The sequence below is a fragment of the Jeongeupia wiesaeckerbachi genome (assembly GCF_050916355.1).
Taxonomy (GTDB): domain Bacteria; phylum Pseudomonadota; class Gammaproteobacteria; order Burkholderiales; family Chitinibacteraceae; genus Jeongeupia; species Jeongeupia wiesaeckerbachi.
On the sequence record NZ_CP136946.1, the window covers coordinates 1,404,985 to 1,429,506 of the forward strand.

A 24,522-nucleotide genomic window follows, 5' to 3' on the forward strand; every position below is an offset into this window, starting at 1 on the left:
GGGGAGCGCCATGTTGCGTCACATCACCTCGCTGCTGCTTGCCGGCCTGATCGCCGCCGGCAGCGCCCACGCAGCCGAACTGCACATCGGCTACCAGAAGAGTTCGCTGAACCTGATCGTGCTGAAAAGCCGTGGCACGCTGGAGAAACAGCTCGCCGCGCAGGGCCATACGGTCAAATGGACCGAATTCCAGGCCGGGCCGCAGCTGCTGGAGGCGCTGAATGTCGGCTCGATCGACTTCGGCATGACCGGCGATACGCCGCCGGTATTCGCCCAGTCCGGCGGCACCCAGCTGGTCTACGTCGGTTTCGAACCGCCGAAGCCGCAGGCGTCGGCGATCCTGGTGCCGAGCGATTCGGCGATCCGGACGCTGGCCGACCTGAAGGGCAAGCGCATCGCGCTGCAGAAGGGCTCGAGCGCGCACTGGCTGTTGATCCGCGCACTCGACAAGGCCGGGCTCAAGTGGGACGACATCCAGCCGGTGTGGCTGACGCCGTCCGACGCGCGTGCCGCGTTCGAGTCGGCCAAGGTCGACGCGTGGGCGATCTGGGATCCGTACTACGCCGCCGCCGAAAAAGCGATCAAGCCGCGGGTACTGACGACCGGCAACGGCCTCGTCGCCAACCAGAGCTTCTATCTCGCGTCGAAGGCGTTTGCCGGCAAGCAGGGGCGTCTGCTGCAGACGGTGTTCGATGCCTTGTCGGACAACGACGACTTCCTTGACCAGAAGCCGAAGGAAACCGCGCAGATCCTCGCCAAGGCCGTCGGCCTCGACGCGGCGATATTCGAGACCGTGGTGCAGCGCCGGCCGAGCTTCAAGGTGACCTGGCTCAACGCGCAGGTCGTCGCCGAACAGCAGCGCATCGCCGACCGCTTTGCCGAGCTGAAGCTGATTCCCAAAACCGTCACGGTCAAAGACATCGTCCTGCCGCCGCAATAGCAACCCGCCCATCTGGCGGCTGCGCCTGCGCATTTTGTCCCCGTCCGGTGCTCGGGATCCTCATGGACTCAATGTCCATTCCGGTCCCTGCGCTCCGGGCGTGAACAAACTGCTTTGGCTCGCTCGTCAGCTGAACGGGCTCAATGACAGGCCTGTTTGCGGGGTTCCGCTCCACGTCTTGAGCCGCCCCACGCCAAGGAGTTATGAAAAATGAAGTTGTTCTGGTTCCTGCCGACCCACGGCGACAGCCGTTACCTCGGCACCACCGTCGGTGCGCGCACCGTCGATCACGCTTACCTGAAGCAGATTGCCCAGGCTGCCGATACGCTCGGTTTCGAAGGCGTGCTGATTCCGACCGGCCGCTCTTGCGAGGATTCGTGGGTGATCGCCAGCTCGCTGGCGCCGCTGACCGAGCGGCTCAAATTCCTGGTCGCGATCCGCCCGGGCATCATTTCGCCGACGGTGTCGGCGCGGATGGCGGCGACGCTGGATCGCGTGTCGGACGGCCGCTTGCTGATCAACGTCGTCACCGGCGGCGATCCGGATGAGCAGCGCGGCGACGGCAGCTTTTTGACCCATGCCGAGCGCTATGAGGTCACCGACGAATTCCTCAATATCTGGCGCGGCGTCGCCGCCGGTGAAACGGTCAACTTCAGCGGCAAGCATCTGACGGTCGAGAACGCCAAGACGCTGTTTCCACCGGTGCAGAAGCCATATCCGCCGCTGTTCTTCGGCGGCTCCAGCGAGCCGGCGATCGATCTGGCCGCCGAGCACGTCGACGTCTACCTGACCTGGGGCGAGCCGCCCGAGGCCGTCGCCGAGAAGATCGCGGCCGTGCGCGCCAAGGCCGAGGCGCAAGGCCGGAGCGTTACCTTCGGCATCCGCCTGCACGTGATCGTGCGCGAAACCAGCGAGGAAGCGTGGCAGGCCGCCGACAAGCTGATTTCCTACGTGACCGATGACACCATCGCCGCGGCGCAGCAAGCGTTCGCGCGCTTCGATTCGGTCGGCCAGCGGCGGATGGCCGAGTTGCACGGCGGCCGGCGCGACAACCTCGAAATCGCGCCGAACCTGTGGGCCGGCGTCGGCCTGGTGCGCGGCGGTGCCGGCACCGCGCTGGTCGGCAGCCCGGACGAGGTCGCGGCGCGGATCAAGGAGTACGCCGACCTCGGCATCGAGCACTTCATTTTCTCGGGCTATCCGCATCTGGAAGAAGCCTACCGCGTTGCCGAACTGCTGTTCCCCTTGCTGCCGCTCGGCCACACCAGGCCGGCCGGCCGCGCCAATCTGACCGGGCCGTTCGGCGAAGTGATCGCCAACGACATCGTGCCGCCGGCGCCGCGTCTTGTCGCGCAAAGCTGAGGAGGGCGGGCGATGAGTGTAGCGACGACTTTCGCGCGTCGTCTGGCGCCATGGGCTGTGCCGGCGCTGCTGTTGCTGGCGTGGCAGTGGTTCGCCAGCCACGGCGTGCTCACGAGCCGCATCCTGCCGGCGCCGAGTGCGGTCTTCGACGCGGCGGTGCGGCTGGTCGAATCGGGCGAGCTGTGGGCGCACCTGAAGGTGAGCTTCTGGCGCGCCGCGGTCGGCTTCGGCATCGGCGGCGGCCTCGGCCTGCTGCTCGGGCTGATCACCGGCCTGTCGCGCCGCGGCGAGCTGCTGCTCGATACCACGGTGCAGATGGTCCGCAACATCCCGCCGCTGGCGCTGATCCCGCTGGTGATCCTGTGGTTCGGCATCGACGAAGCGGCGAAGCTGTTCCTGGTCGCCTTCGGCACGCTGTTTCCGGTCTACATCAACACCTATCACGGCATCCGCTCGGTCGACACCGGCCTGGTCGAGATGGCCAGAAGCTACGGCCTGCGCGGCTGGCCGCTATTCCGCGACGTGATCCTGCCCGGCGCCTTGCCGAGCATTCTGGTCGGCGTGCGCTTTGCGCTCGGCTTTGCGTGGATTCTGCTGATCGTCGCCGAAACGATCTCGGCGAGTTCGGGCATCGGCTATCTGGCGATGAACGCCCGCGAGTTCCTGCAGACCGATGTGGTGGTGCTGGCGATCCTGCTGTACGCGGTGCTGGGCAAGGGTAGCGATGTGGCGGCGAGGGGGCTGGAGCGGGTCTGGTTGAGGTGGCATCCGGCGTATCAGTGATGCGGATGTTGCGAGATTGCATGCGGTAAGCGCCTGCGGCGCTGGCATCTGGATTGCCGGTTTCGCCCGGCGGACGAGGTACTTTCTTTTGCTTCGCCAAAAGAAAGTACCCAAAGAAAAGGCGACCCCGCATCCGCGCCCGCTTCGCGGGTGCCCTGCGCTGCGCGCCGAACGCGGCGGGGTCCTGAACTCGCCCTGCGGGCTCAAACAGCCAGGCCCCGAAACCCCGCGTCCGGCTGTGCTGCTCGGCGCTTCTGAGGGGCCCGGGGTGGTGTGCAACGGACAGTGAACAAACACGCGGCAAACCGGTTGCGGATAACAGTGCGCCGCTTTTCATCCCGTTCGCCAGCGCCGAGGAGTGGAGCGAGACAAGTGATTCTATCGCTTGGCTCGCGACCGATCGAGGGCAGCCCGGAGGGCCGTAGGGCGCGGGTCGCCTTTCTTTGGATACTTTCTTTGGCGAAGCAAAGAAAGTATCCCGTCCGCGCGGCGGAACGCGCATTCAAACACTGCGCCGCAGGCGCTAACAAATGAATTGATTTGAAGGTTGCAACAGATGCCGCGACCAAGGAGCACACCATGACCACCCCCCACCTCGAACCCGCCCTCGGCGTCGCGCTGACCATCCGCGGTTTGAGCCGCCGTTACGGCGAGCAGACCGTGCTCGACCACCTCGACCTCGACATCCGTGCCGGCGAATTCGTCGCCGTCGTCGGCCGTTCGGGTTGCGGTAAGTCGACCTTGCTGCGGCTGCTGGCCGGGCTCGATAAGCCGACATCGGGCGATGTGCGGGCCGACGGCAGTCCGCTCGACACCGGCCATTTCGATACCCGGCTGATGTTTCAGGACGCGCGGTTGCTGCCGTGGAAAACCGTGCTGGCCAATGTCGGCCTCGGCCTCAAGGGCAACTGGCAGCCAAGGGCGCATGCCGCGCTGGCCGAAGTCGGCTTGTCCGAGCACGCCGGCAAGTGGCCGAGCCAGTTGTCGGGTGGCCAGCGCCAGCGGGTGGCGCTGGCGCGGGCGCTGATCCACGAACCGCAACTCTTGTTACTCGATGAACCGCTCGGCGCGCTCGATGCACTCACGCGGATCGAGATGCAGCAGCTGATCGAGCGGCTGTGGCGCCAGCACGGCTTTACCGTGCTGCTGGTGACGCACGATGTCGAAGAGGCGGTGGCGATTGCCGACCGGGTGCTGCTGGTCGAACAGGGCCGGGTCGGCCTCGATCTGGACGTGCCGCTGGCGCGGCCACGCCGGCGCGGCGACGTGCACTTCGCCTTGCTGCAGGAGCGGCTGTTGGCGCGCGTGCTGCAACAGCCCGATGCACCGCAGCCCGAGCCGCTGCCGCCGATCGCGCCAAGCGCCTTGCGCTGGGCCTTGTAAGGCTGACTAGATTTTTTGATATTTTGGAATAAAAAACAAAAATCAAATTACTTTGGGCGATATTGGTGCCGGGTTAATCTGGTGTTGCCAACCCAACAGGAGAACATCATGAGCATCCAGTCGATCAACGTACGCAACCAGTTCCGCGGCACCGTGCGCGAAATCATCGAAGGCCCGGTGCTGTCGGAAGTCGATGTCGCCACGCCGGCCGGCATCGTTACCTCGGTGATCACCACCCGTTCGGTCAAGGAACTCAAGCTCGCGCCGGGCAGCGAGGTCATCGCCTTCGTCAAGGCGACCGAAGTCTCGATCGCGACGCTGTAAATACCGGATGGCGGCTGTTCATCACAGCGGTGCCGCACGAACACCGCAGGACAGCCGTCTCAAATAATAGGGAGATCCAACAAGATGAAACGCACCATTCTTTCGGCTTTGCTCGCCACCACTTTCCTGAGCGCCGGCGCGGCGTATGCCGAAGTTACCGTTTACGGCTCGATCCGCGAGTCGCTCGAATATGACCAGCTGGACGACGCCGGTGGCAAGAACTACCAAGGCGAAGTGCAGCTGATCGACCAGTCGTCCCGCCTCGGCTTCAAGGGTTCGGACCAGCTCGACATTGGCGGCAAGGTGATCTGGCAGATCGAATCGGCGATCAAGACCTCGGGCAACGGCGGCACCGGCAACACCACCTGGGGCGGCCGCAACACCTTCGGCGGCTGGCAAGGCGATTGGGGTACCCTGCGCTTCGGTAACTACGACAGCGCCTACAAGACCCTGCTGACGTCGTCGGACCTGTCGAGCATCTTCGACAACTTCGCCGATACCGCCGACTTCAAGGGCAAGGGCACCGTGTACGCCCAGCTCAACAGCCGTCTGCAGAACTCGGTCAGCTATGACTCGCCGAAATTCGGCGGCTTCCAGGTCCGCGGCTCGTACGGCCTCGACCAAGGCGCTGAAACCGGCAACAACTCGCCGATCTACGCCGTGTCGGCACTGTACAGCGGCTACGGCTTCGTCGGCGGCCTGGGTGGCTATTACGCCGAGAACCGCACCTTCTCGCAAGCGAGCGGTGCCGCCAACGCCGACAAGACGGTGACCACGATCACCGACGGCGCGTCGACCTGGGCAACCAACCTGGCACTGGGCTACAAGTTCGACTTCGGTCTGCAACTGGGCGCCGGCTGGGAACACGTCGACAGCGATGACGGCAAGACCGGCAGCGACTGGGAAAACTACGCGGTGGCCGGTAACTACAAGTTCGGCCAGTTCGAAGTCCAGGGTGCATACGCCTGGTCGGACGAGCTGCTCGGTCAAGCCGACAACAGCGGCGCACAAGCCTCGCTGGGTCTGGTGTACTACGCGACCAAGCAAACCCGCTTCTACACCTACCTCGTGAACGTCGATAACGACGGCAAGGGGAAGTTCCAGAACAACTCGGGCTCGCTCAAGCCGGATTACGTCGATCAGGACGGCTTCGCGCTCTCGCTGGGTCTGCGCACCGACTTCTAAGCAGTACGCACGTAAACATAGGTCTCAAACCGGGCACGGTGTGCCCGGTTTTTTTTATTGGTGCGCGGTCAGTCCGAGCCGGATTGCCTGGACGCGGCTGCGGGTTTCCAGCGCGCCAAGCCGGGTCAACTGGGTGCGGTTCCAGCGGACCGGCGCGTCGGGCCTTGCCACGTCGAGCACCTCGAGTTCGCGTAGCCAGGCCAGCGCCGCGGCCATGTCGTCGCTTGCGCGAGCCAGCGCCGCCAGACGGCGAAGCAATTGCTGGTGCAGCGCGATCAGGCCGGCGCCCTGGACCAGCAGCCTCGCGGCCCGATAGCACTCGCCGGCGTGAGTCGGTTGTGCGGCGGCTTCGTGTGCCTGGCCGAGCGCAAACCAGCTGTGCGCCTCGCCCCAGACGCTGTGGTTGTCCGCATGCGCGGTGCGGGCTTGCGCCAGCGCCGACAGCGCGGCGTCGAAGTCGCCATTGGCGAGGTAGACGAGCCCGCGGTAGTAGGGGACTTCGGCGGCCCAGACGCGGTTGCTCACCTTGGTCTGCAGCAGCGCGTCGGCCTCGGCCAGCGCCGCCAGGGCGCGATCGCCCTGCCGCAGCCGGTAGGCGTCGCCGCCGACATTGATCAGCGCTTCACAGCTCAGCCGGTCGTGGCCGAGTGGTCGCGCCAGCGTCAGCGCCAGCTCGTGGTAACGCAGTGCGCCGGCATGATCGCCGAGCGCAACACAGGCCTGGCCGACGCCGAGGCAGACGCGGGCGCAGTGGTCGCCATCGCCGTTATCGTGTGCCAGCTCCAGACACTGCGACCAGGTGTCGAGCGCCGAGGCGATTTCGCCGGCGGCGTAGCGGGCGCGGCCGTATTCGATCAGAGCCTCGATCCGGCCGCGGGTGTGGCCGGCCGCGGCGAAACACGCGGCGGCGTCGCGGAAGGCCTGCTGCGCCGTGCGCAGCCGTCCGACGTGCTGCCATGCGTGGCCGAGCGTGACCATGGCCAGCGCTTCGAGTCGTGCATCGCCGACCGCGCGCGCGCGCGCCAGCAGCGGTTCGACGTCGGCGGGCGGCGGCGGTGAGCCGTTCTCGGCGTCGATGGCGATCGGCTCGAGTACGGCGAGCAGGGCGTGGCGTTCGTTCATGCCGGGACTCCTTCACTGCTGCTGACGCGGTTGCCGCCGTCGCGCTGGGCCAGATAGCGCGCCAGATCGGCGCGGAACAGCAGAATGTCGGCCGAGTCGCCGGGCTGGCAGCTGGCGGCGCCGATGCTGACGCTGACCGAGAGCGCCGGGTGCAGGGCGGCCCAGTCGAAATGCGCGATGGCGCGGCGGATCGATTCGGCAGTGTTGAGGGCGGCGGTGGCGTCGGTGGCTGGCAGCGCCAGCAGGAATTCGTCGTCGCCGATCCGTGCCAGCAGATCGCCGGGCTGGCGGTCGAGCCGGAGCAGGGCGGCCACGGTGCGCAGCACGTCGTCGCCGAGGTGCCGGGCGCGTTGTGCGCGGATGTCGCCGAAGCGGTCGATCGAGACCTGCAGCAGGCTGAGCGGTGCGCCTGCGCCGGCGTTATCGACCAGGGCCGGCAGCCGCGTGTGCAGCGCGGCACGGCTCAGCCCGCCGGTCAGGCCATCCTGTTCGGTTTCCTGTGCGGTCTGATCGCGCAGCTGCGCCAGCTCGAGCCGGGAGGCGAGCAACTGCAACCGCATGGCCACGGTGCCGATCCGGCGGCTAGACGCCGGCAGCTGCTGCGGCGCCGGTGCCAGCGCCGCTTCGAGATGGGTGACGGCGCGGGCCAGTTCGCCCTGGGTTTCGAAGAGCCCGGCGAGTTGCAGATGTTGTGCGCGATCGAGCCGGATCGGGTCGAGTTCGGCGGCCAGCGCCGCGGCGCGGATGCGCGCCTGCGGATCGTCGCCGAGTGCGCTCAGTTGCAGCCGGCAGCGCAATTCGCCGAGGCCGGCGCCGTCGGCGAGGTAGCGATGCGCGGCGAGCGCATAGTGATGACAGGCCCGCACCGGACGGCCAGCCACGGCCAGCAGCACGGCAATCTGTTCGTTGGCTCGGGCGTCGCCGAGCGTTGCCAGCGCCGGTTCGGACATCGCCTGGTCGAGCATGCGATTGGCGTCGCTGTGTTCGCCCAGCGCGAACAGGTCGGCGGCCACCGCCAGCGTCGACTGTGCCTGCAGCGTCGCATCGCGGCTGGCGCGTGCCAGATCGGCGGCGTGCAGGTCGAGCCGCAGGGCCATCGCGGCGTCACCGTGCTCACGGCCGAGCGTGGCGAGTTCGAGCCACAGCGAGGTCGCCAGTCGTGACTGGCCGTTGGCCAGCGCGGCGTCGAGCGCGCTCATCCAGGCTTCGACCGCCTGCGGTAGCAGTGCCTCGAGCAGCAGGCTCAGCCCCAGCCACAGTCCGATTTCGGCAAGATGCTCGGTCTTCATGACCGGTAACAGCGCGCGCAAGGTGCCGCTGTCGGGGTGTTCGCGTGCGATGGACGCTTGCGCGGCAGCAAGCTGCGAGCGCCAATCGGCGGGAGCAATGGGGGCGGAAGGCATGATGGGCGCAGCGAAGAGCAAGGTTGTCATCGTGCCAAGCAGCGCTGCCGAGATCAAGCTTGCTGACAGCGGGCGTAGCATTCCGTTGGCGGGGCGTCATGATGTTGGCATGCCGAGATTTGCATATTCCATAAGCCGCGTTATTGCTTAACCGATTATTCTTTGATGGCATATGGATGTCGGGTGATAATCGGCGATCAAATCGACTGTCCAACGGACCCGACCATGCGCAAACTGATCCCCGCCTTGCTGATTTCCGTATTTGCCGCCGCTCCGGCGCTGGCCGATGTGACCTTGCTGAACGTGTCGTACGACGTAATGCGCGACTTCTACAAGGATTACAACCCGGTCTTCGCCAAGTACTACCAGGCCAAGGCGGGCGAGAAGGTGACGATCCAGCAATCGCACGGCGGTTCGAGCAAGCAGGCGCGCTCGGTGATCGACGGCCTCGAGGCCGATGTGGTGACGATGAACCAGAGCACCGACATCGACGCCATCGTCGACAAGGGCCGGCAAATCAACGCTGGCTGGGAAAAGAAGTTCCCGAACGAAGCCGCGCCGTTCAGCTCCCTGCAGGTGCTGATCGTCCGCAAGGGCAATCCGAAGGGCATCAAGGACTGGAACGATCTGGTCAAGCCGGGCGTGCAGGTGATCGTGCCGAATCCGAAGACCTCGGGCAACGGCCGCTATACCTTCCTCGCCGCATGGGGCTATGCAGCGAAACAGCCGGGCGGCAACGACGCCAAGGCGCGCGACTTCGTCACCGGCGTGTTCAAGAACGTCCCGGTGCTCGACGCCGGCGGCCGCGCGGCGACGACGACCTTCATGCAGCGCAATATCGGCGACGTGCTGGTGACCTTCGAGAACGAGGCCGAGATGATCGCGCGTGAATTCGGCCGTGGCGGTTTCGAGGTGGTGTATCCGAGCGTGTCGATCGATGCCGACCTGCCGGTCGCCGTGGTCGACAAGGTCGTCGACAAGAAGGGCACGCGCAAGGCCGCCGAGGAATACCTCAAGTATCTGTGGAGCCCGGAAGGCCAGACCGTGGCGGCGCAGAACTACCTGCGTCCGCGTGATCCGGCTGTGGCCGCCAAGTTCGCCAAGCAGTTCCCGGCGGTGAAACTGTTCGGCATCGATGAGTTCGGTGGCTGGAAGGTCGCGCAGAAGAAGTACTTCGACGACGGCGGCATTTACGATCAGGTCGCCGCGTCGATCGCCAAACGTTAATCGCTGTCGGCGGCGCGATCTCGGGGAACCAGAATCGCGCCGCGTGATCCGTATCAAGGCCCAAGCCGGGCAATAACAACAACAGGGGCTGCCAGCAATGGCTTTCAAACAACACAGCGTGCTGCCGGGCTTCAAGCTTTCGCTCGGCTACACGCTGCTTTATCTCTCGCTGATCGTGCTGCTGCCGCTGGCGGCGCTGATCATCAAGACCAGCAATCTCGACTGGTCGGCGTTCTGGGCCATCGTCACCGAACCGCGTGTGGTTGCCTCGTACAAGGTCACCTTCGGTACGTCCTTGCTGGCCGCTGTGATCAATCTGGTGTTCGGCCTGCTGATTGCCTGGGTGCTGGTGCGTTACCCGTTTCCGGGCAAGCGCCTGGTCGATGCGCTGGTCGATCTGCCGTTCGCGCTGCCGACGGCCGTCGCCGGCATTGCGCTGGCGACGATCTACGCGCCGAACGGCTGGATCGGCCAGTGGTTCGAGCCGCTGGGCCTGAAGATCGCCTTTACGCCGCTCGGCATCGTGCTGGCGCTGACCTTCATCACCTTGCCCTTCGTCGTCCGCACGGTACAGCCGGTGCTGCAGGATCTGGAAAAGGAGCTTGAAGAAGCCGCCGCCAGCCTCGGGGCGACGCGTGGCCAGGTGTTCTACAAGATCATCCTGCCGACGATCCTGCCGGCCTTGCTCACCGGGTTTGCCATGGCGTTCGCGCGGGCGATCGGCGAATACGGTTCGGTGATTTTCATCGCCGGCAACATGCCTTATGTCTCGGAAATCACCCCGCTGATGATCATTTCCAAGCTCGAGCAGTACGACTACCTCGGCGCGACGGCGATTGCCTGCGTGATGCTGGCGGTGTCGTTCGCGCTGCTGCTGGTGATCAACGGCCTGCAGTGGTGGACGGCGAAACGACTCGGACGGAGGAAATAATCATGGCGGGTGGAGTCAATAACGCGCCGCGTTCGATCGTGACGACCGAAACGCGCCCGGTCCGCATCCTGCTGACCGGTATTGCCCTGGCGTTCATCGGCCTGTTCCTGGTCGTGCCGCTGGTGTCGGTGTTCATCGAGGCGTTCCGCCAGGGCTGGCATCTGTATCTGGCCGCGCTGGTCGAGCCCGATGCGCTGTCGGCGATCAAGCTGACCCTGATCACCGCGGCAATCGCCGTGCCGCTCAACCTCGTTTTCGGCCTGTCCGCTGCGTGGGCGATCGCCAAGTTCGAGTTCCGCGGCAAGAGCATGCTGATCACGCTGATCGACCTGCCGTTCGCGGTCTCTCCGGTCGTCGCCGGCCTGATCTACGTGCTGCTGTTCGGCGCGCAGGGCTGGTGGGGACCGTGGCTGATGGATCACGACATCAAGATCATTTTCGCCGTACCGGGCATCGTGCTGGCGACCGTGTTCGTCACCTTCCCCTTTGTCGCGCGCGAACTGATTCCGCTGATGGAAGCACAGGGCTCGGACGAGGAGCAGGCGGCGATGGTGCTCGGCGCAACCGGCTGGCAGATGTTCTGGCGCGTGACGCTGCCGAACATCAAGTGGGGCCTGCTGTACGGCGTCATCCTCGCCAATGCGCGGGCGATGGGCGAGTTCGGCGCGGTCTCGGTGGTGTCGGGCCATGTGCGCGGCGAAACCAATACCATCCCGCTGCACGTCGAGATTCTTTACAACGAATACAACTTTGTCGCCGCCTTCGCGTGCGCCTCGCTGCTGGCCTTGCTGGCGCTGGTGACGCTGGCGCTGAAATCGTGGGTTGAATGGCGTACCGAACGGCTCGCCGCTGAAGATCGCCGTCACGCGACCGAAGAGTAAGGATCAAAGAACCATGAGCATTGCAATCAACGGTATTTCCAAGCATTTCGGCAACTTCGTCGCGCTCGACAACCTGCAGCTGGACATCGCCTCGGGTGAACTCTTGGCGCTGCTGGGGCCCTCGGGCTGCGGCAAGACGACCTTGCTGCGCATCATCGCCGGTCTGGAAACGCCGGATCAGGGCCAGATCCTGTTCCACGGCGAAGACGCGACCGATACCCATGTGCGCGAACGCCAGGTCGGCTTCGTGTTCCAGCATTACGCGCTGTTCCGTCATATGACGGTGTTCGAGAACGTTGCCTTCGGCCTGCGCGTGCGGCCGAAGAAAACCCGGCCGTCGGAGACCGAGATCAAGCGCAAGGTGCACGAACTGCTGAGCCTGGTGCAGCTCGACTGGCTCGCCGACCGCTACCCGGCGCAGCTGTCGGGCGGCCAGCGCCAGCGGATTGCGCTGGCCCGTGCGCTGGCGGTCGAACCCAAGGTGCTGCTGCTCGACGAGCCGTTCGGCGCGCTCGATACCAAGGTGCGCAAGGAATTGCGCCGCTGGTTGCGCCGGCTGCACGACGAGATGCACATCACCAGCGTCTTCGTCACCCACGATCAGGAAGAAGCGCTCGAGGTCGCCGACCGTGTCGTGGTGATGAACAAGGGCAAGATCGAGCAGGTCGGCACGCCGGAACAGGTCTACGATGCGCCGGCGACGCCGTTCGTTTATCAGTTCCTTGGCGACGTGAACCTGTTCCACTCGCGCGTGCACGAGGGCTGGGCCGAGGTCGGCAATGCCCGCTTTGCCGCCGACGGGGACAAGGCCGTCGTCTATGTGCGGCCGCACGAGATTGAGCTGTCGCGCGTTGCCACCGACAAGGCCATTGCCGGCGTGATCAGTCATTCGCGCCTGCTCGGTGCGACGGTGCGGCTGGAAGTCGACGTCAAGGATGCTGAAGTCGTCGAGGTCGAGCTGACGCGCGAGCGTTATCAGGAAGGCGGCTGGCAGGTTGGCGAGGCGGTCTGGCTGAACCCGCGCGAAGCCCGCGTCTACCCGGCGGCGTGATCCACGACCGCGGCACAGAAACGGCGAACCGATCTGGTTCGCCGTTTTTGCATTCAGGATAAAAAAACCCCGCCAAAAGGCGGGGCCGAGGGGCTGGAGGGCACAGGGGCAAAGCCCTCCGGCGCGATTACTTGGCTTGGACAGCCGATGCAGCCGACGCGTGCTTCTTGGCCTGGGCCTTTTGTACGGCCGATGCAGCCGACGCGTGCTTCTTGGCTTGGGCCTTTTGTACGGCCGACGCCGACGACGCGTGCTTCTTGGCTTGGGCCTTTTGTACGGCCGATGCCGACGAAGCGTGCTTCTTGGCTTGTGCCTTATGGACAGCCGACGCCGACGAAGCGTGCTTCTTCGCTTGAGTCTTCTGCACGGCCGATGCTTGCTTCGGCGTGGCTTTTTTGTGCTGCTTGGCCTGCGCGGCCGAAGCGCCTTGCGCCGACACCGAGGTGGCGAACGATGGGGTGGCGATCATCAGGCCGGCAGCGGCGAAAACGGTAGCGAGCGTTGCGGTCAGCTTGTTCATGCAGATTCTCCGGGAGATTTGAGCCGCTATCGTTGCGGCGACAGATACAGCATCGCATCGCCGCATTCGAGCGTCTGTGAGCCTTATGCTGACCTGTGTTTCCTTATGTTGGCGCCGTCAACCGTTTGAAAGGCCGGACGTTGCGCCACGTGGTCTGTCCCGGATTTGTCACGCAGTGCGCAAGCTCTCCGTCTATCATGTACTGCGCCGCGACACGGCATGGCCTTGTCGTGCTTGGCTAGGATGAAACGATGGGCCGCATCGGGTGGCCTGACGTAAACACGGGAGAATGGCATGGGACTTCTGGATCAACTGACGGGTGCCCTCGGCGGCGGCAATCAGGAAGAGGGCGCAGGCGGCTTGCTCGGCGCGCTGGGTCCGCTGCTCGAACAACAGGGCGGTCTTTCCGGCCTGGTGGAGAAATTCCAGCAAGGTGGTCTGGCCGAAGTCGCTCAATCGTGGATTTCCACCGGCCAGAACCTGCCGATCTCGGCCGAACAGATCCAGTCGGTGCTCGGCAGTGACGTGGTGACGCAACTGGCTTCCAAGCTCGGCATCGACCCGCAACAGGCGGCCGGCCAGCTTTCCGAATCGCTGCCGCAGCTCGTCGACCAACTGACGCCGAACGGTGAAGTGCCGCAGGGCGGTGATCTGCTGGCGCAGGGGCTCAATCTGCTCAAGGGCAAGCTGTTCGGCTGATTGCACTGGCAGGTGCCTGAGCGAAAAAGACGCCTCCCGGCGTCTTTTTTGGTTTCAGCGCCCTTCGATCAGGCTGCCGCGTTCACCATATGGCAACTGCCGCATTGGCGCGGCGGCCGTCGGTGCCTCGGCCTCGTCGACGCGCGACGGCCGCAGCGACTGGGTGAAGTACAGCGGCCGCTGCTTGGTTTCGTTGAAAATCCGCCCGAGGTATTCGCCGAGCACGCCGGTGAAGAACAGCTGTACGCCGCCAAGGAACAGGATCGTCACCATGATCGTCGGATAGCCGTGCACCGGGTTGCCCCACAGCAGCGTCTTGGCAATGATCCAGCTGCCATAGCCGAAGGCGAACAACGCCGTCGTCAGGCCGAGATAGGTGGCGACCTTGAGCGGGCCGATCGAGAACGCGGTGATGCCCTCGAGTGCGAAGTTCCACAGCTTCCAGTAGTTGAACTTCGACACGCCGGCGGCGCGGGGATCGCGCCGGTACTCGATTGCCTTGGTCTTGAAGCCGACCCAGGCAAACAGGCCCTTCATGAAACGGTGCTGCTCGCGCAGCTGCAACAGCGCATCGACGGCGCGGCGGCTCATCAAGCGGAAATCGCCGGTGTCGCGCGGGATGTGCACGCGGCCGGACATCTTGTTCATCGTCCGGTAGAACGCCGCCGCAGTGATCTTCTTGACCCAGCTTTCGCCATCGCGCACGGTGCGCCGGGCGTAGACGACGTCGTAGCCGCATTCCCATTCGCGCAGCATGTCGCGAATCAGCTCGGGCGGATCCTGCAGGTCGGCGTCGATGATCACCACCGCGTCGCCGCGGGCGTGGTCCATGCCGGCGGTCATGGCGATTTCCTTGCCGAAATTGCGCGACAGATCGATGCCGGCGACGCGCGGGTCGCTGTCGCACAGCCGGTCGATGATCGCCTGCGTGCGGTCGCGACTGCCGTCGTTGACGAAGACCATCTCGCAGCGATAGCGGGGCAGGCTGTCGAACAGCGCGCTCATCCGGGCATGGAACTGTTCGAGTACGGCTTCCTCGTTGTACGCCGGCACGACGACCGACAGCAGCGGCAGATCAGTGTTCATGTCTTTGCTCCCGGAACGCCCAGAACCGGCTGCCGCCGAAATTCCAGATCAGTCCGATCCCGGTGGTGATGATCTGGGCGATGAAGTACTGCCAGCCCAGCGTGTGAACGAACAACGTCATCAGCAAGGTGTTGAGGCACCAGCCGACGCCGACGATGGTGAAATACTTGCTTGCGGCCTCGGCGTGCGATTTGCCGCTCTTGAACGTGTACTTGTAGTTCAGCGCGTAGTTGGCGAAGCAGCCGAAGACATAGCCGACCGCCGACGCCACCGCCGCCGCCGCGCCGAGGTGCTCGACGCCGAACCACAGCGTCAGGTACTGGATGCCGGTGCCGGCCAGGCCGACGGCGGCGAAGTGCAGGAACTGGTGGTGCAGTTTTTTCATCAGGCCAACTCGGTCATCATCGGCGAATCCACAGCCCGACCGGCGCTTGTCCGGCGCCGCTGGCCGGTTGCCAGGTGTAGCTGGCGGCCAGCGCCTGTTGCAGCTGCGACCACGCTTGCGGATTTTGCGCGTCGCGGGGTGTCCAGACGATATACCGAACCTTCTTCAGCGTCAGCCAGGCTTGCGGATCGGGCAGGGCGCCGGTGTAGAACGCGCGGATCTGGTCGCGGGTGACCCAGACCTCGGGCGAGCTGCCGTGCCAGGTGATCAGGTGCGATGGCCAGCCGAGCAGGGACGGCTTGGCGGTGAAGGCGGCGAAGATATTGCTGTCGGTGTAGGCGTCGCCGTAGACGTTCTCGAGCACGATGCCGTCGGGCTGGCGCGCCAGCTGTGCCAGCAGCTCACGCACGGTCGGGTCCTGGGTGTAGACGGCGGTGGCGTCGAGCCGGCCGCGGTCGCTCGGGCCGGCGTTGGCCAGATAGCGGATGTTGTCCCAGCCGTAGCTCAGCGTGATCAAGGCCAGCGATGCGGCGACGAGCAGCGTGATCCAGCGGCGCGACTGGCCGAGCAGCAGCGCGCCGAGCAGCGCCAGCCCGCCGGTCCAGATCCAGCCCCACCATTTCATCACCGTGTTGGTGCGCTCGAATCGCCCGCCCGACGGGTCGTCGACGAAGATGCATTCGGCCATCAAGAGCAGCGCACCGAAGGCCAGCGCCGCATACAGCGTGAAGCCGCGCGTGCGAGCTTGCGAGGCACCGGCGACGAGGCCGAGCACGATCAGCAGCAGCAGCGGCCATTGCAGCGTCAGGTACTGCAACAGCGGCGTGTGATCCAGCGTCGCGACGAGCCGGATCGGCGTCGCCAGCGACTTGCTGGCGAAGCCGGCGAGGAAGGGGTAAAGCAGCAGCAAGGCGGCGGTGCCGCCGGCGATCAGCGCCGGCCAGTCGGTGCCGGGCGCCTGGGTGATTGCCGGATCGGCGGTTTCATCGATCGGCTGCGCGCGGCGATGCCGCCATGCGGCCCAGCCGGCGACCAGCAGCGCCTGCAGCGGGAACACCCAGGTGTTGGTGGCGATGGTCACCGGGACGGTCAGGCCGATCAGCGCGGTATTGATCCGGCGGCTGCCGCTGCCGGTTTCGACCATCGCCATCAGCGCCAGCGCCAGCAGCAAGAGGAAGAAGCCGCCGAGCGGCGGGTGATAGTCGCCGACGAAGTACTGGTAGCCGAAGTTCTCCAGCGGCAGCTCGCGCGCCTCGAAGCGGGTTTCCTTCGGGTAGAGCGAGTGGCCGAGTTCGGTATCGAGGCGCTGGTCGTAGAGGCCGACAAAGCGCGCGCTTGCCCACATCCGGTCATTGATTTCATTGGTCGGCGCGTTGACGTCGCCCTGGCGCAGCAGATGCACCATCGGGCTGGCGCCGGTCGCGCCGATCACCAGCGTGGCGACCAGCAGGATTTTCAGTCCGCGCGAAGCGACAAAGCGGCTGGCGATGTCCCACGCCAGCGCCGCGCTCATCGCCATCAAGAGCGGCATCGCCAGGTTGTACGTCAGCCCCGGCTTGAGTGCGAACAGCCGGCCCAGCAGTGCGGCGCCGTAGTGCTGGAAGGCGTAATAGAAATCGAACACCCGCGGCGGGAACCAGTGATCGGGCGGCGGCAGCGTGGCGCCGGGCAGGTAGTTGCCGATGAAGAAGAGGTCGGTGACGCGTTCGCTGGTCGGGTAGATCGACGGGTAGAACCACTTCCACATCAGCCCGTAGCCGACGAAAGCCCAGAACAGCGCCTCGCTGCGCACGAAACCGGCGGTCTTGAGCCTGTCCTTGTCCCACCACAGCGCCAGCAGCGCGATCGCGGTCGTGAACGGCCACAGCGCCGAAAGCCGGCCCCAGCCGTGGAAATGTTCGGCGAAGAAACAGACCAGGGTGATGCCGAGGACGCCGGCTGCGCGGGCGACGTGGAACGACGGAATCAGCCGCGACACGACGGCCGAAACGGCGGCGAAATGGACGAGGATCAGCGCCAGCGTCAGCGCGTAGTAGATCAGGGTCATGGTGCGGTCTCGTGGGGCATGCGGACGAACACGCCGTAGGCTTCGGTGCCGGCCTGCCACAGCGGCTGCCATTGGTAATCGGGGGAGAGGGTGGTTTTCAGCTGTGCCAGCGCCATCTGGCCGCGTGCCGCGTCGAAACGGCTCCAGACGACGTAGTCGACGTGCTGGCCGAGCAGCCATTCGCGGGCCGCCGGATGCGTGCCGGCATAGATCGCGCGGGCGGCATCGGCGCGCTCGCCGACGTAGACCGGGTTGCCGCGCCATTGCGCGACGTGCGCCGGCCAGCCCAGCGCCGACGGCTTGCCGGCGAACAGGGCGAATGCGCTGCTCGGGCTGTAGGCGGTGCGGTCGGTGCTTTCGAGCACCAGCCCTGGCGGCTGTGCCTTGAGCCAGCCGAGGATGGCCTTGTTGGCGTCGTCATCCTTGAGCCAGGCGTCACCGGCGATCTGCCCGGCGTGCGTGCGCGGATTGCTCAACCAGAACTGCAGTTGCGGCAGCAGGAAGGACAGCGACGCCGCCAGCGGCACGATCGCCGCGATCCGGCGCCAGCGTGCCGCGCTGCCGAGGTTGATCGCACCCAGCCAGACGATGGCCGCCGGCCATAACCACGACCACCACTTCAACACCGTGTTGAAGCGTTGCAGCTTGTCGCCGAGCGGATCGTCGACGGTGACGAGCTCGGACAGCGCCAGCATCGCCAGGACGCCGAACGCGCTCCACCACGCCAGCCGCGCACGCGGGCCCTGGCTCAAGGCGAGCGCGACGAGCAGCAGCACCGGCCACCACAGCAGCAGCCATTCGTTCAGCGGCGAGTATTCGAACGGCCGGGTCAGTACGATCGGCGTGTGCAGGCCGGCAAGCGCGAAATAGCTGAGGAAGGGATAGAGCAGCGCCAGCGCCGTGGCGACGCCGGCGGCGGTCGGCAGCACCAGGCAGGCCGCCTTGCCTCGCCAGCGGTACAGCAGCCAGCCGGCGACGAGTAGCGCCATCGGCGGCAATACCCAGGCGTTGGCGGCGATGCACAGCGCGACGCTGGCGCCGATCATGGCGGCGGGAAGGCGGACATCGGCCGCATCTGCCTCGTCGGGACGTTCGATCCGCGCGATCAGGCCGAGCACGAACAGCAGCAGCACGAAGCCGGCCAGCGGCGGATGGACGTCGCCCAGATACATCAGGTAGGACGGTGTCTCGAGCGCCAGATCCATCGCCGGAGCGTCGGTCGGGGGGAACAGCTGCTGCCCCGGTACCGAGTTCGACAGCCGGTCGTACAGGCCGATGAAACGGGTGTTCGCCCACAAGCGGGTGATGGCCGCCGATTGCGCCGAAGCCGGGCTGGCGTCGGCGGACACGTAGAGCACGTTCAGCAACGGCGCGATGCCGGTGCCGCCGACGATGACGGTGGCGACGATCAGCCCGCGCGAGACGTTCGATGCGACAAAGCGCGTGGCAATCGACCACGCCAGGCTGCCGATCAGGCCGAACAGCAAGGCGCTGCCGAGGTTCATCGCCTGCCCGGCGGCGAGGTTGAGCCAGCGGCCCATCAGCGCGACCGAATAGTGCAGGAAGGCGTAATAGCAATCGAAGACCGCGCCGGGCAGCCAGCGGTCCGGCGGCGGCAGCGTATCGCCGCTCAAGTAGTTGCTGATGAAGTACAGGTCGGTCAGGTGCTCGCTGGTCGAGTCGATGTCCGGATAGCCCCAGCGCCATGCCAGCGCGACCAGAAACGGCAGGGCGAACGGCAGTTGTGCGCGCCAGAAGCCGCAGGCCTGCGCAGGCCGCCAGATCAGCGCCAGCGACACCGCGGTCGAGATTGGCCACAGCCAGGCCAGCCGGCCGAGACCGATAAAATGTTCGACGAAGAACAGCAGCAGGCACAGCGCCAGCGCGCCGCCGGCGCGGGCGAGCTGCGCGTCGGGCAGCCAGCGGCGCACGAACTGCGCCAGCCCGGCCAGATTGACGAGCAGCAGCGCCAGCGTCAGCGCAAGGTAGATCAGACTCATCTCTTCCATCCCCGGCACGGGTCATGGCCCGGCCTGTTTAGAACCAATCCCAAGGGCGGCAACAAACCGCTTTGGCTCGCTTGCCGACTGGGCTCGGTACTTATCGCGCGGCCGATCCGCTCCCGGAGCGTGTCAGCTGCTTTTGTCGTCGCTGGCGTTGCTGCCGCGACATTTGGAAGCGAGCTTACAAGCAATCGCGTGACCGCAACAGCCTGCCGCCCGGCAGTACCGCTTGCCCGCGACAGGCGGCTGCGGTTCAATCCTACGATGCCGATTTCCTGCCGCCCCGCCTGCGCCGCCTGTTGTATTGCACCGTCGATCACCAGCCCGATTCCGGGCATGCCCGACGGCAAGCCCGCCGGTGTGCCGTGCATACAACTGACCGACGATCTGCGCTGCGCGATCTTCACCGATCCGGCGCGGCCGGCGGTGTGTGGCGGTTTGCAGGCCGATGCCGATATGTGTGGCGCCGACCGGGTTCACGCATTGGCGTGGCTGGCCGAGCTCGAGCGCGCAACGGCGCCCTGATCGCCGTCGTGTCATCGGAAAGACCGCCCAGGAGGCGGTCTTTTTCACGTCTGGCGCCGCGGGGTCCGCAAGGGCGGCACGCCGGTGCCGCAACGGGGCGCAAATGCCGCCTGCGTGGGCCTTGGCGTGAAATCGATTCAATAGCGCGATACGAGGTCATCGGCTGCGGTGGCGCCGGGAGCTTGACGCGCCCGCAAGCCAAGGCGTGCTTCGGTGAAATGTTAATGAGAATTGATCGTGTTAGCATTCGCGTTCGCTTCTGTATGTGAACTTTTTTCCCGTTGTCATGTCCGCGATCGCTTTCCTGTTGTGCCTTTCCGCCGCCGTGTGCGTTTACCTTGCTTCGCCGCAGCAGCGGCTGTTGCCCAGCCGCAATCGCTCGCGCTTGCGGCCGTTGGCGGTGAGCCTTGCACCGGCGGGCACCGGCGTGTGGATGTACGCCGCCGACGTGGCGTCCGGCCTTGTCGCCGCGATGCTGGTGCTGATGCTGAGCAGCGTCGCCTTGCCGTATCTGGCCTTGTTGCTGCCGGCACGGGAGGCGCGCTGATGTGGGGCAAGCTGAGCGCCGGCGTGCTGCTGGGCCTGCCGCTGGCCGTCTTCGGTGTGGGCGCCGTGGTCTATGCCTGGCCGGGTCCGTGGCAGGACGGCATGGTGCTGGGGATGCTGGCCATCGTGCCGGCCTGGATCGCCGTCGTCGCGGCCAGCCCGATGTTCCGCAGCACCGTGCGCGCGTGGACGGTGCTGGCGCTGGCGACGCTCGCCGCGTTCGCGGCCTTGTCGGCCGCCAAGCTGCTGGGGGCCTGAGGCGATGAAATCCGCGACGATCAGGCTGTACCAGCAGCTGCATACCTGGACCGGCATCGTGGCCGGTTTTGCCTTGTTCATTGCCTTTTACGCCGGCGCGATCACGGTGTTCCACGAGGACATCGCCGTCTGGCAAAGCCCGGCGGCGCGACATGCGCCGATCGAGGGCATCGCCGACGCCGGCCAGCGCATTGCCGCTTTCCATGCCGCGCATCCGGAACTCAAGGGCCAGTTCGCGATGATGCTGCCGTCGCACCACGATCCGGCGCTGACGGCGTGGTGGTTCGACGCGGGCTCCGGTGAATGGCGGCACCAGCCGCTGGCGCAGATCGAGCAGGGCCGCCAGCCGGCGCCGCAGGCGGACCTCGCCGAACTGGTCAACGAACTGCATTTTTCGCTCGGTCTGCCGGTGGCCGGCATCTGGCTGATGGGCGTAGTGTCGCTGCTCTACGGGCTGGCGCTGATCTCGGGCTTGATCGTCCATCTGCCGCTGTTGCTGAAGGACCTGTACGCCTTGCGGCCGGGCAAGAACCTCAAGCGCTTCTGGCAGGATGCACACAACGTCATCGGCGTGCTGAGCCTGCCCTTCCATCTGCTGTTCGCGATCACCGGCGCGGTGTTCAGCCTCTATGGCACCGTGTTCGCGCTGTTCAACTACGGCGTGACCGACGGCCGGCTCGCGAGCGAGTTCGAGCCGGCGACCAGCGCCGTCGTGACCCGGCCGCTGGCCGGTCAGCCGGCGGCGATGCTCGATCCGGCGGCACTGCTGGCGCGGGTGCACGCGGTGGCGCCGGCCATGGAAGCCAACTGGCTGCGTTATATCAATTACGGCGACCGCAACGCGACGGTCGAGATTCGCGGCGCCTCGCCCGACACGCTCGGCCCCTATGGCGGCGTGGGTCTCGACATGGTGAGCGGCGACGTGCTCAAGCTCGAAGTGCCGGGCCAGCGCACCGTCAACCAGGCGGTGCTCGGTGGCATGTATGGCGTGCATTTCGGCAGCTTCGGCGGCCGGCTGGTGCAGTGGCTGTATTTCGCGCTCGGCCTGGCCGGCGCCTTCCTGTTCTATTCGGGCAACCTGCTGTGGATCGAGGCGCGCCGCAAGCGCCAGTCGCCGGCCCAGCCGCTGCGGGCGCGGCGCATGGCGCAGGCCACCGTCGGCGTCTGCATCGGCAGTTGCGCGGCGATCTCGGCGGCCTTCGTCGCCAGCATGGCCGCCACCGCCTTCGGTGCCGATCCGGCGTGGTGGGCGCGCGTGGCGTGCTTCGGCGGCTTTGCATTGCTGCTGGGCTGGGCATTCTGCAGGCCGCCGGCCAGGGCGGCGAACGAGCTGCTGTTGGTCGCGGCGCTGCTGTCGGCGCTGATTCCGGTGGCCAACGCCATCGCGACCGGCGACCAGCTGCTGGCCAGCGCGGCGCGCGGCGACTGGGCGGTGTTCGGCGTCGACGCGATGGGGCTGGTTCTGGCCGCCGGTTTCGCCGCGCTGGCCCGCGCCAGCCGGCGACGCGCCCGGTACGGCCAGGCCAATAGCGTCTGGACCGCCACGGTTTAAGACAGCACCGGTTTCACATTCAGGCCGCGCCTGACAAGCGGCCGCTCATCATATGCAATCCTAGGGAACAGAGCTTCATGACACCTCCACGCACAACGCGTCCGCTGATCGCCGCGATGGCACTGGCTTTTGCCGTGGCCGATGCGCAGGCCGCAGAAACCACACTCGACACCGTCAGTGTCAGCGCCAGCGCGCTCGAAGACGCGCAAGGCCCGGTCTACGGTTACGTCGCCAAGCGCAGCCGCACCGGCAGCAAGACCGACAGCCCGCTGGTCGAGATTCCGCAATCGGTGACCGTGATCACCAAGGAACAGCTGCAAGATCAGGCCGTTTCCGGCATCGACCAGTCGCTGCGCTATAGCGCCGGCGTCGTCGGCGGTGCTTATGGCTCGGACGCCCGTAGCGACTGGATGCTGGTTCGCGGCTTCACGCCGGCGTTTTTCCTCGACGGCATGACCTTGCCCAATGGCGGCTGGACCAGCCAGACGCGGGTCGAGCCGTACGGGCTCGAGCGCGTCGAAGTGCTCAAGGGGCCGTCGTCGGTGCTGTACGGCCAGCTGCCGCCGGGCGGCATGGTCAATATGGTCAGCAAGCGGCCGACCGATGCACCGATGGGCGAGGTCGGCGTCGAGTTCGGCAGCTTCAACCACAAGCAGGCGACCGTCGACCTGTCCGGCCCGCTCAATAACGAGGGCACCTGGCTGTACCGGCTGACCGCGCTGGCCAGCGATGGCGACACCAATATCGATCACGGCGAGGACAAGCGATACTTCTTCGCGCCGTCGCTGACCTGGAAGCCCGACGCGGATACTTCGCTGACCTTCCTCGCGCGTTACCAGAAATCCGAGAGCGGCAACCCTGGCGGCTTCCTGCCGGCGCAGGGGACGGTGCTGGCTAACCCGAACGGCACGATTTCGCCGTCGTTCGATCCGGGCGAGCCGGGTTACGACCGCTACGACAAGGAAATGAAGTCGATCGGCTATGAATTCGCCCACGTCGTCAACGACACCTGGACGGTGCGGCAGAACCTGCGCTTTGCCGAAACCGAAGTGCTGCACGATATGGTTGGCGCCAACGGCCTGCAGGCCGATCTGAGCACGCTGAACCGCTACGTCTACACGCCGCACGACAACACCAGGATGTTCAGCGTCGACAACCAGGCCGAGGCGCGCTTCAACACCGGCGCGCTCCAGCACGTCGTGCTGGCCGGCCTCGACTATCGCAAGGCCAACGACCGCGCGACCTCGGGCTACGGTGCGGCGCCGGCTATCGACGTGTTCAACCCGCAATACGGTGCCGACATCGTCACGCCGGCCAACAGCAGCGACGTCACGCAGAAGCAGAGCCAGCTCGGCCTCTACCTGCAGGACCAGATGAAGCTCGACCGCTGGGTGCTGACGCTCTCCGGCCGCCAGGACTGGGTCGACACCGACGTGCACGACAATCTCTCCGGCAAGAACAGCACGCAGAACGACCAGGCCTTCACCGGCCGCGCCGGCTTGAACTACGTGTTCGACTCCGGTTTTGCCCCCTATCTGTCGTACTCGACCTCCTTCCAGCCGACGCTGGAGCGCTCGTTCGCGGGTGAATCGTTCAAGCCGACCACCGGCGAGCAATACGAAGCCGGGATCAAGTACCAGCCGACCGGCACCAATCACCTGATCACCGCGGCGGTGTATGACACCACGCAGGAAAACGCGCTGACGGTCGATCCGGACCATGCGTTCTACTCGGTACAGCAGGGCGAAATCCGCGTGCGCGGCTTCGAGTTCGAGAGCAAGTTCAACATCCGCCCGGGCTTCAATGTCATGGCGTCGTACACCTATAGCGACAGCGAAGTGACCAAGAGCAACGACCCGCTGGCGCTGGGCAAGCAAGTGGCGCTGCTGCCCAAGCATCAGGCGTCGCTGTGGGGCGATTACACGCTGCAGGGCGGCGCGCTGCACGGGGTCGGTTTCGGCGCCGGCGTGCGCTATGTCGGCTCGAGCTACGGCGATGCGGCCAACCAGTGGCAGTCGGACGCGTACACGCTGATCGACCTGTCGGTGCACTACGACATCAAGGATTGGCGGCTGCAGCTGTTCGTCAGCAACCTGACCGACAAGGAATACGTCACCGCCTGCAACAACATCAACTGGTGCTACTACGGTTACGAGCGCACCATCACCGCGTCGGCCCGCTACCGCTGGTAAGCGGCATCGCCCAACGAGAAACGGACGCTTCGGCGTCCGTTTTTTATTGTCACGGCAACGCTGCCGGCTCGCGAGTTTCCCTGATTGCCCGCGCATCAAAAACGAGCAGACTGGTAG

The 24,522-nt window shown here is 65.8% G+C and carries 23 protein-coding genes; 16 read left to right on the forward strand and 7 right to left on the reverse strand.

The window, feature by feature from the left end:
- The first annotated feature begins 10 nt into the window (after positions 1 to 10).
- The 6 genes from R0382_RS06900 (at position 11) to R0382_RS06925 (ending at position 5,977) form a co-directional block, all read left to right on the forward strand.
- Positions 11 to 940, forward strand: coding sequence for a sulfonate ABC transporter substrate-binding protein (locus tag R0382_RS06900; RefSeq protein WP_432723494.1), 930 nt, complete (start codon positions 11 to 13; stop codon positions 938 to 940).
- Positions 941 to 1,150: 210 nt separating this feature from the next.
- Positions 1,151 to 2,302 carry an FMNH2-dependent alkanesulfonate monooxygenase gene (gene ssuD, locus R0382_RS06905; RefSeq protein ID WP_432723495.1) on the forward strand — a complete coding sequence of 384 codons (1,152 nt, stop codon included), beginning with the start codon at positions 1,151 to 1,153 and terminating at the stop codon, positions 2,300 to 2,302.
- 12 nt (positions 2,303 to 2,314) lie between these two features.
- A complete protein-coding gene (gene ssuC / locus R0382_RS06910) occupies positions 2,315 to 3,085 on the forward strand; it encodes an aliphatic sulfonate ABC transporter permease SsuC (RefSeq protein WP_432723496.1) in 771 nt (256 codons plus the stop codon).
- A 579-nt stretch (positions 3,086 to 3,664) separates the two neighbouring features.
- Complete coding sequence (gene ssuB, locus R0382_RS06915) at positions 3,665 to 4,468, forward strand: aliphatic sulfonates ABC transporter ATP-binding protein (protein ID WP_432723497.1); 804 nt, start codon at positions 3,665 to 3,667, stop codon at positions 4,466 to 4,468.
- A gap of 108 nt (positions 4,469 to 4,576) precedes the next feature.
- The gene (locus tag R0382_RS06920) at positions 4,577 to 4,792 is read left to right on the forward strand and encodes a TOBE domain-containing protein (protein ID WP_189461934.1); all 216 of its coding nucleotides are present in this window, start codon (positions 4,577 to 4,579) and stop codon (positions 4,790 to 4,792) included.
- Between the two features lie 84 nt (positions 4,793 to 4,876).
- Positions 4,877 to 5,977: a porin gene (locus R0382_RS06925; protein ID WP_432723498.1), complete on the forward strand. Its 1,101-nt coding sequence runs from the start codon at positions 4,877 to 4,879 to the stop codon at positions 5,975 to 5,977.
- A 54-nt stretch (positions 5,978 to 6,031) separates the two neighbouring features.
- Here R0382_RS06925 and R0382_RS06930 read toward each other — a convergent pair whose 3' ends face one another.
- The gene (locus R0382_RS06930) at positions 6,032 to 7,099 is read right to left on the reverse strand and encodes a tetratricopeptide repeat protein (protein ID WP_432723499.1); all 1,068 of its coding nucleotides are present in this window, start codon (positions 7,097 to 7,099) and stop codon (positions 6,032 to 6,034) included.
- Positions 7,096 to 8,502: a diguanylate cyclase domain-containing protein gene (locus R0382_RS06935; protein ID WP_432723500.1), complete on the reverse strand. Its 1,407-nt coding sequence runs from the start codon at positions 8,500 to 8,502 to the stop codon at positions 7,096 to 7,098. Before R0382_RS06935 ends, R0382_RS06930 begins: the two co-directional genes overlap by 4 nt.
- 225 nt (positions 8,503 to 8,727) lie before the next feature.
- Here R0382_RS06935 and R0382_RS06940 point away from each other — a divergent pair, with 225 nt between their 5' ends.
- The 4 genes from R0382_RS06940 to R0382_RS06955 all read left to right on the forward strand — a co-directional run bounded on the left by R0382_RS06940 (position 8,728) and on the right by R0382_RS06955 (position 12,592).
- A complete protein-coding gene (locus tag R0382_RS06940; protein WP_432723501.1) occupies positions 8,728 to 9,729 on the forward strand; it encodes a sulfate ABC transporter substrate-binding protein in 1,002 nt (333 codons plus the stop codon).
- Between the two features lie 97 nt (positions 9,730 to 9,826).
- Positions 9,827 to 10,660, forward strand: coding sequence for a sulfate ABC transporter permease subunit CysT (gene cysT, locus R0382_RS06945; RefSeq protein WP_432723502.1), 834 nt, complete (start codon positions 9,827 to 9,829; stop codon positions 10,658 to 10,660).
- Positions 10,661 to 10,662: 2 nt separating this feature from the next.
- Complete coding sequence (cysW, locus tag R0382_RS06950) at positions 10,663 to 11,541, forward strand: sulfate ABC transporter permease subunit CysW (protein WP_432723503.1); 879 nt, start codon at positions 10,663 to 10,665, stop codon at positions 11,539 to 11,541.
- Positions 11,542 to 11,554: 13 nt separating this feature from the next.
- Positions 11,555 to 12,592, forward strand: coding sequence for a sulfate/molybdate ABC transporter ATP-binding protein (locus R0382_RS06955; RefSeq protein ID WP_432723504.1), 1,038 nt, complete (start codon positions 11,555 to 11,557; stop codon positions 12,590 to 12,592).
- A 127-nt stretch (positions 12,593 to 12,719) separates the two neighbouring features.
- Here the strand turns inward: R0382_RS06955 and R0382_RS06960 are convergent, their stop codons facing one another.
- A complete protein-coding gene (locus R0382_RS06960) occupies positions 12,720 to 13,112 on the reverse strand; it encodes a hypothetical protein (RefSeq protein ID WP_432723505.1) in 393 nt (130 codons plus the stop codon).
- A gap of 294 nt (positions 13,113 to 13,406) precedes the next feature.
- Here R0382_RS06960 and R0382_RS06965 point away from each other — a divergent pair, with 294 nt between their 5' ends.
- On the forward strand, positions 13,407 to 13,811 hold the full coding sequence (locus R0382_RS06965; RefSeq protein ID WP_432723506.1) for a YidB family protein: 405 nt from the start codon (positions 13,407 to 13,409) through the stop codon (positions 13,809 to 13,811).
- A gap of 54 nt (positions 13,812 to 13,865) precedes the next feature.
- Here the strand turns inward: R0382_RS06965 and R0382_RS06970 are convergent, their stop codons facing one another.
- From R0382_RS06970 to R0382_RS06985, 4 genes are read right to left on the reverse strand one after another with little or no spacing between them, the layout of a single operon-like run.
- A complete protein-coding gene (locus R0382_RS06970; RefSeq protein ID WP_432723507.1) occupies positions 13,866 to 14,897 on the reverse strand; it encodes a glycosyltransferase family 2 protein in 1,032 nt (343 codons plus the stop codon).
- Positions 14,887 to 15,282 (reverse strand): GtrA family protein, encoded by a 396-nt coding sequence (locus R0382_RS06975; RefSeq protein WP_432723508.1) that lies wholly within the window; start codon positions 15,280 to 15,282, stop codon positions 14,887 to 14,889. The genes R0382_RS06970 and R0382_RS06975 overlap by 11 nt, the downstream gene beginning before the upstream one ends.
- 16 nt (positions 15,283 to 15,298) lie before the next feature.
- Entirely contained in the window at positions 15,299 to 17,329 is a 2,031-nt protein-coding gene (locus R0382_RS06980) for a DUF2298 domain-containing protein (RefSeq protein WP_432723509.1), read from the reverse strand.
- Positions 17,326 to 19,329, reverse strand: coding sequence for a DUF2298 domain-containing protein (locus R0382_RS06985; RefSeq protein WP_432723510.1), 2,004 nt, complete (start codon positions 19,327 to 19,329; stop codon positions 17,326 to 17,328). Before R0382_RS06985 ends, R0382_RS06980 begins: the two co-directional genes overlap by 4 nt.
- A 267-nt stretch (positions 19,330 to 19,596) precedes the next feature.
- Here R0382_RS06985 and R0382_RS06990 point away from each other — a divergent pair, with 267 nt between their 5' ends.
- From R0382_RS06990 to R0382_RS07010, 5 genes are all read left to right on the forward strand, one after another.
- Positions 19,597 to 19,857: a YkgJ family cysteine cluster protein gene (locus R0382_RS06990; protein ID WP_432723511.1), complete on the forward strand. Its 261-nt coding sequence runs from the start codon at positions 19,597 to 19,599 to the stop codon at positions 19,855 to 19,857.
- A 286-nt stretch (positions 19,858 to 20,143) separates the two neighbouring features.
- Entirely contained in the window at positions 20,144 to 20,404 is a 261-nt protein-coding gene (locus R0382_RS06995; protein WP_432723512.1) for a hypothetical protein, read from the forward strand.
- On the forward strand, positions 20,404 to 20,661 hold the full coding sequence (locus tag R0382_RS07000) for a hypothetical protein (protein WP_432723513.1): 258 nt from the start codon (positions 20,404 to 20,406) through the stop codon (positions 20,659 to 20,661). The genes R0382_RS06995 and R0382_RS07000 overlap by 1 nt, the downstream gene beginning before the upstream one ends.
- A 4-nt stretch (positions 20,662 to 20,665) precedes the next feature.
- Positions 20,666 to 22,213 carry a PepSY-associated TM helix domain-containing protein gene (locus tag R0382_RS07005; protein WP_432723514.1) on the forward strand — a complete coding sequence of 516 codons (1,548 nt, stop codon included), beginning with the start codon at positions 20,666 to 20,668 and terminating at the stop codon, positions 22,211 to 22,213.
- Positions 22,214 to 22,290: 77 nt separating this feature from the next.
- On the forward strand, positions 22,291 to 24,405 hold the full coding sequence (locus R0382_RS07010) for a TonB-dependent siderophore receptor (protein WP_432723515.1): 2,115 nt from the start codon (positions 22,291 to 22,293) through the stop codon (positions 24,403 to 24,405).
- Positions 24,406 to 24,522: the final 117 nt, after the last annotated feature.

Excerpts from the sequence above, each read along its gene's own strand:
- R0382_RS06900 (WP_432723494.1), top strand. The coding sequence starts at position 11 with ATGTTGCGTCACATCACCTCGCTGCTGCTTGCCGGCCTGATCGCCGCC.
- ssuD (WP_432723495.1), top strand. The coding sequence starts at position 1,151 with ATGAAGTTGTTCTGGTTCCTGCCGACCCACGGCGACAGCCGTTACCTC.
- ssuC (WP_432723496.1), top strand. The coding sequence starts at position 2,315 with ATGAGTGTAGCGACGACTTTCGCGCGTCGTCTGGCGCCATGGGCTGTG.
- ssuB (WP_432723497.1), top strand. The coding sequence starts at position 3,665 with ATGACCACCCCCCACCTCGAACCCGCCCTCGGCGTCGCGCTGACCATC.
- R0382_RS06920 (WP_189461934.1), top strand. The coding sequence starts at position 4,577 with ATGAGCATCCAGTCGATCAACGTACGCAACCAGTTCCGCGGCACCGTG.
- R0382_RS06925 (WP_432723498.1), top strand. The coding sequence starts at position 4,877 with ATGAAACGCACCATTCTTTCGGCTTTGCTCGCCACCACTTTCCTGAGC.
- R0382_RS06930 (WP_432723499.1), bottom strand. The coding sequence starts at position 7,099 with ATGAACGAACGCCACGCCCTGCTCGCCGTACTCGAGCCGATCGCCATC.
- R0382_RS06935 (WP_432723500.1), bottom strand. The coding sequence starts at position 8,502 with ATGCCTTCCGCCCCCATTGCTCCCGCCGATTGGCGCTCGCAGCTTGCT.
- R0382_RS06940 (WP_432723501.1), top strand. The coding sequence starts at position 8,728 with ATGCGCAAACTGATCCCCGCCTTGCTGATTTCCGTATTTGCCGCCGCT.
- cysT (WP_432723502.1), top strand. The coding sequence starts at position 9,827 with ATGGCTTTCAAACAACACAGCGTGCTGCCGGGCTTCAAGCTTTCGCTC.
- cysW (WP_432723503.1), top strand. The coding sequence starts at position 10,663 with ATGGCGGGTGGAGTCAATAACGCGCCGCGTTCGATCGTGACGACCGAA.
- R0382_RS06955 (WP_432723504.1), top strand. The coding sequence starts at position 11,555 with ATGAGCATTGCAATCAACGGTATTTCCAAGCATTTCGGCAACTTCGTC.
- R0382_RS06960 (WP_432723505.1), bottom strand. The coding sequence starts at position 13,112 with ATGAACAAGCTGACCGCAACGCTCGCTACCGTTTTCGCCGCTGCCGGC.
- R0382_RS06965 (WP_432723506.1), top strand. The coding sequence starts at position 13,407 with ATGGGACTTCTGGATCAACTGACGGGTGCCCTCGGCGGCGGCAATCAG.
- R0382_RS06970 (WP_432723507.1), bottom strand. The coding sequence starts at position 14,897 with ATGAACACTGATCTGCCGCTGCTGTCGGTCGTCGTGCCGGCGTACAAC.
- R0382_RS06975 (WP_432723508.1), bottom strand. The coding sequence starts at position 15,282 with ATGAAAAAACTGCACCACCAGTTCCTGCACTTCGCCGCCGTCGGCCTG.
- R0382_RS06980 (WP_432723509.1), bottom strand. The coding sequence starts at position 17,329 with ATGACCCTGATCTACTACGCGCTGACGCTGGCGCTGATCCTCGTCCAT.
- R0382_RS06985 (WP_432723510.1), bottom strand. The coding sequence starts at position 19,329 with ATGAGTCTGATCTACCTTGCGCTGACGCTGGCGCTGCTGCTCGTCAAT.
- R0382_RS06990 (WP_432723511.1), top strand. The coding sequence starts at position 19,597 with ATGCCGATTTCCTGCCGCCCCGCCTGCGCCGCCTGTTGTATTGCACCG.
- R0382_RS06995 (WP_432723512.1), top strand. The coding sequence starts at position 20,144 with ATGTCCGCGATCGCTTTCCTGTTGTGCCTTTCCGCCGCCGTGTGCGTT.
- R0382_RS07000 (WP_432723513.1), top strand. The coding sequence starts at position 20,404 with ATGTGGGGCAAGCTGAGCGCCGGCGTGCTGCTGGGCCTGCCGCTGGCC.
- R0382_RS07005 (WP_432723514.1), top strand. The coding sequence starts at position 20,666 with ATGAAATCCGCGACGATCAGGCTGTACCAGCAGCTGCATACCTGGACC.
- R0382_RS07010 (WP_432723515.1), top strand. The coding sequence starts at position 22,291 with ATGACACCTCCACGCACAACGCGTCCGCTGATCGCCGCGATGGCACTG.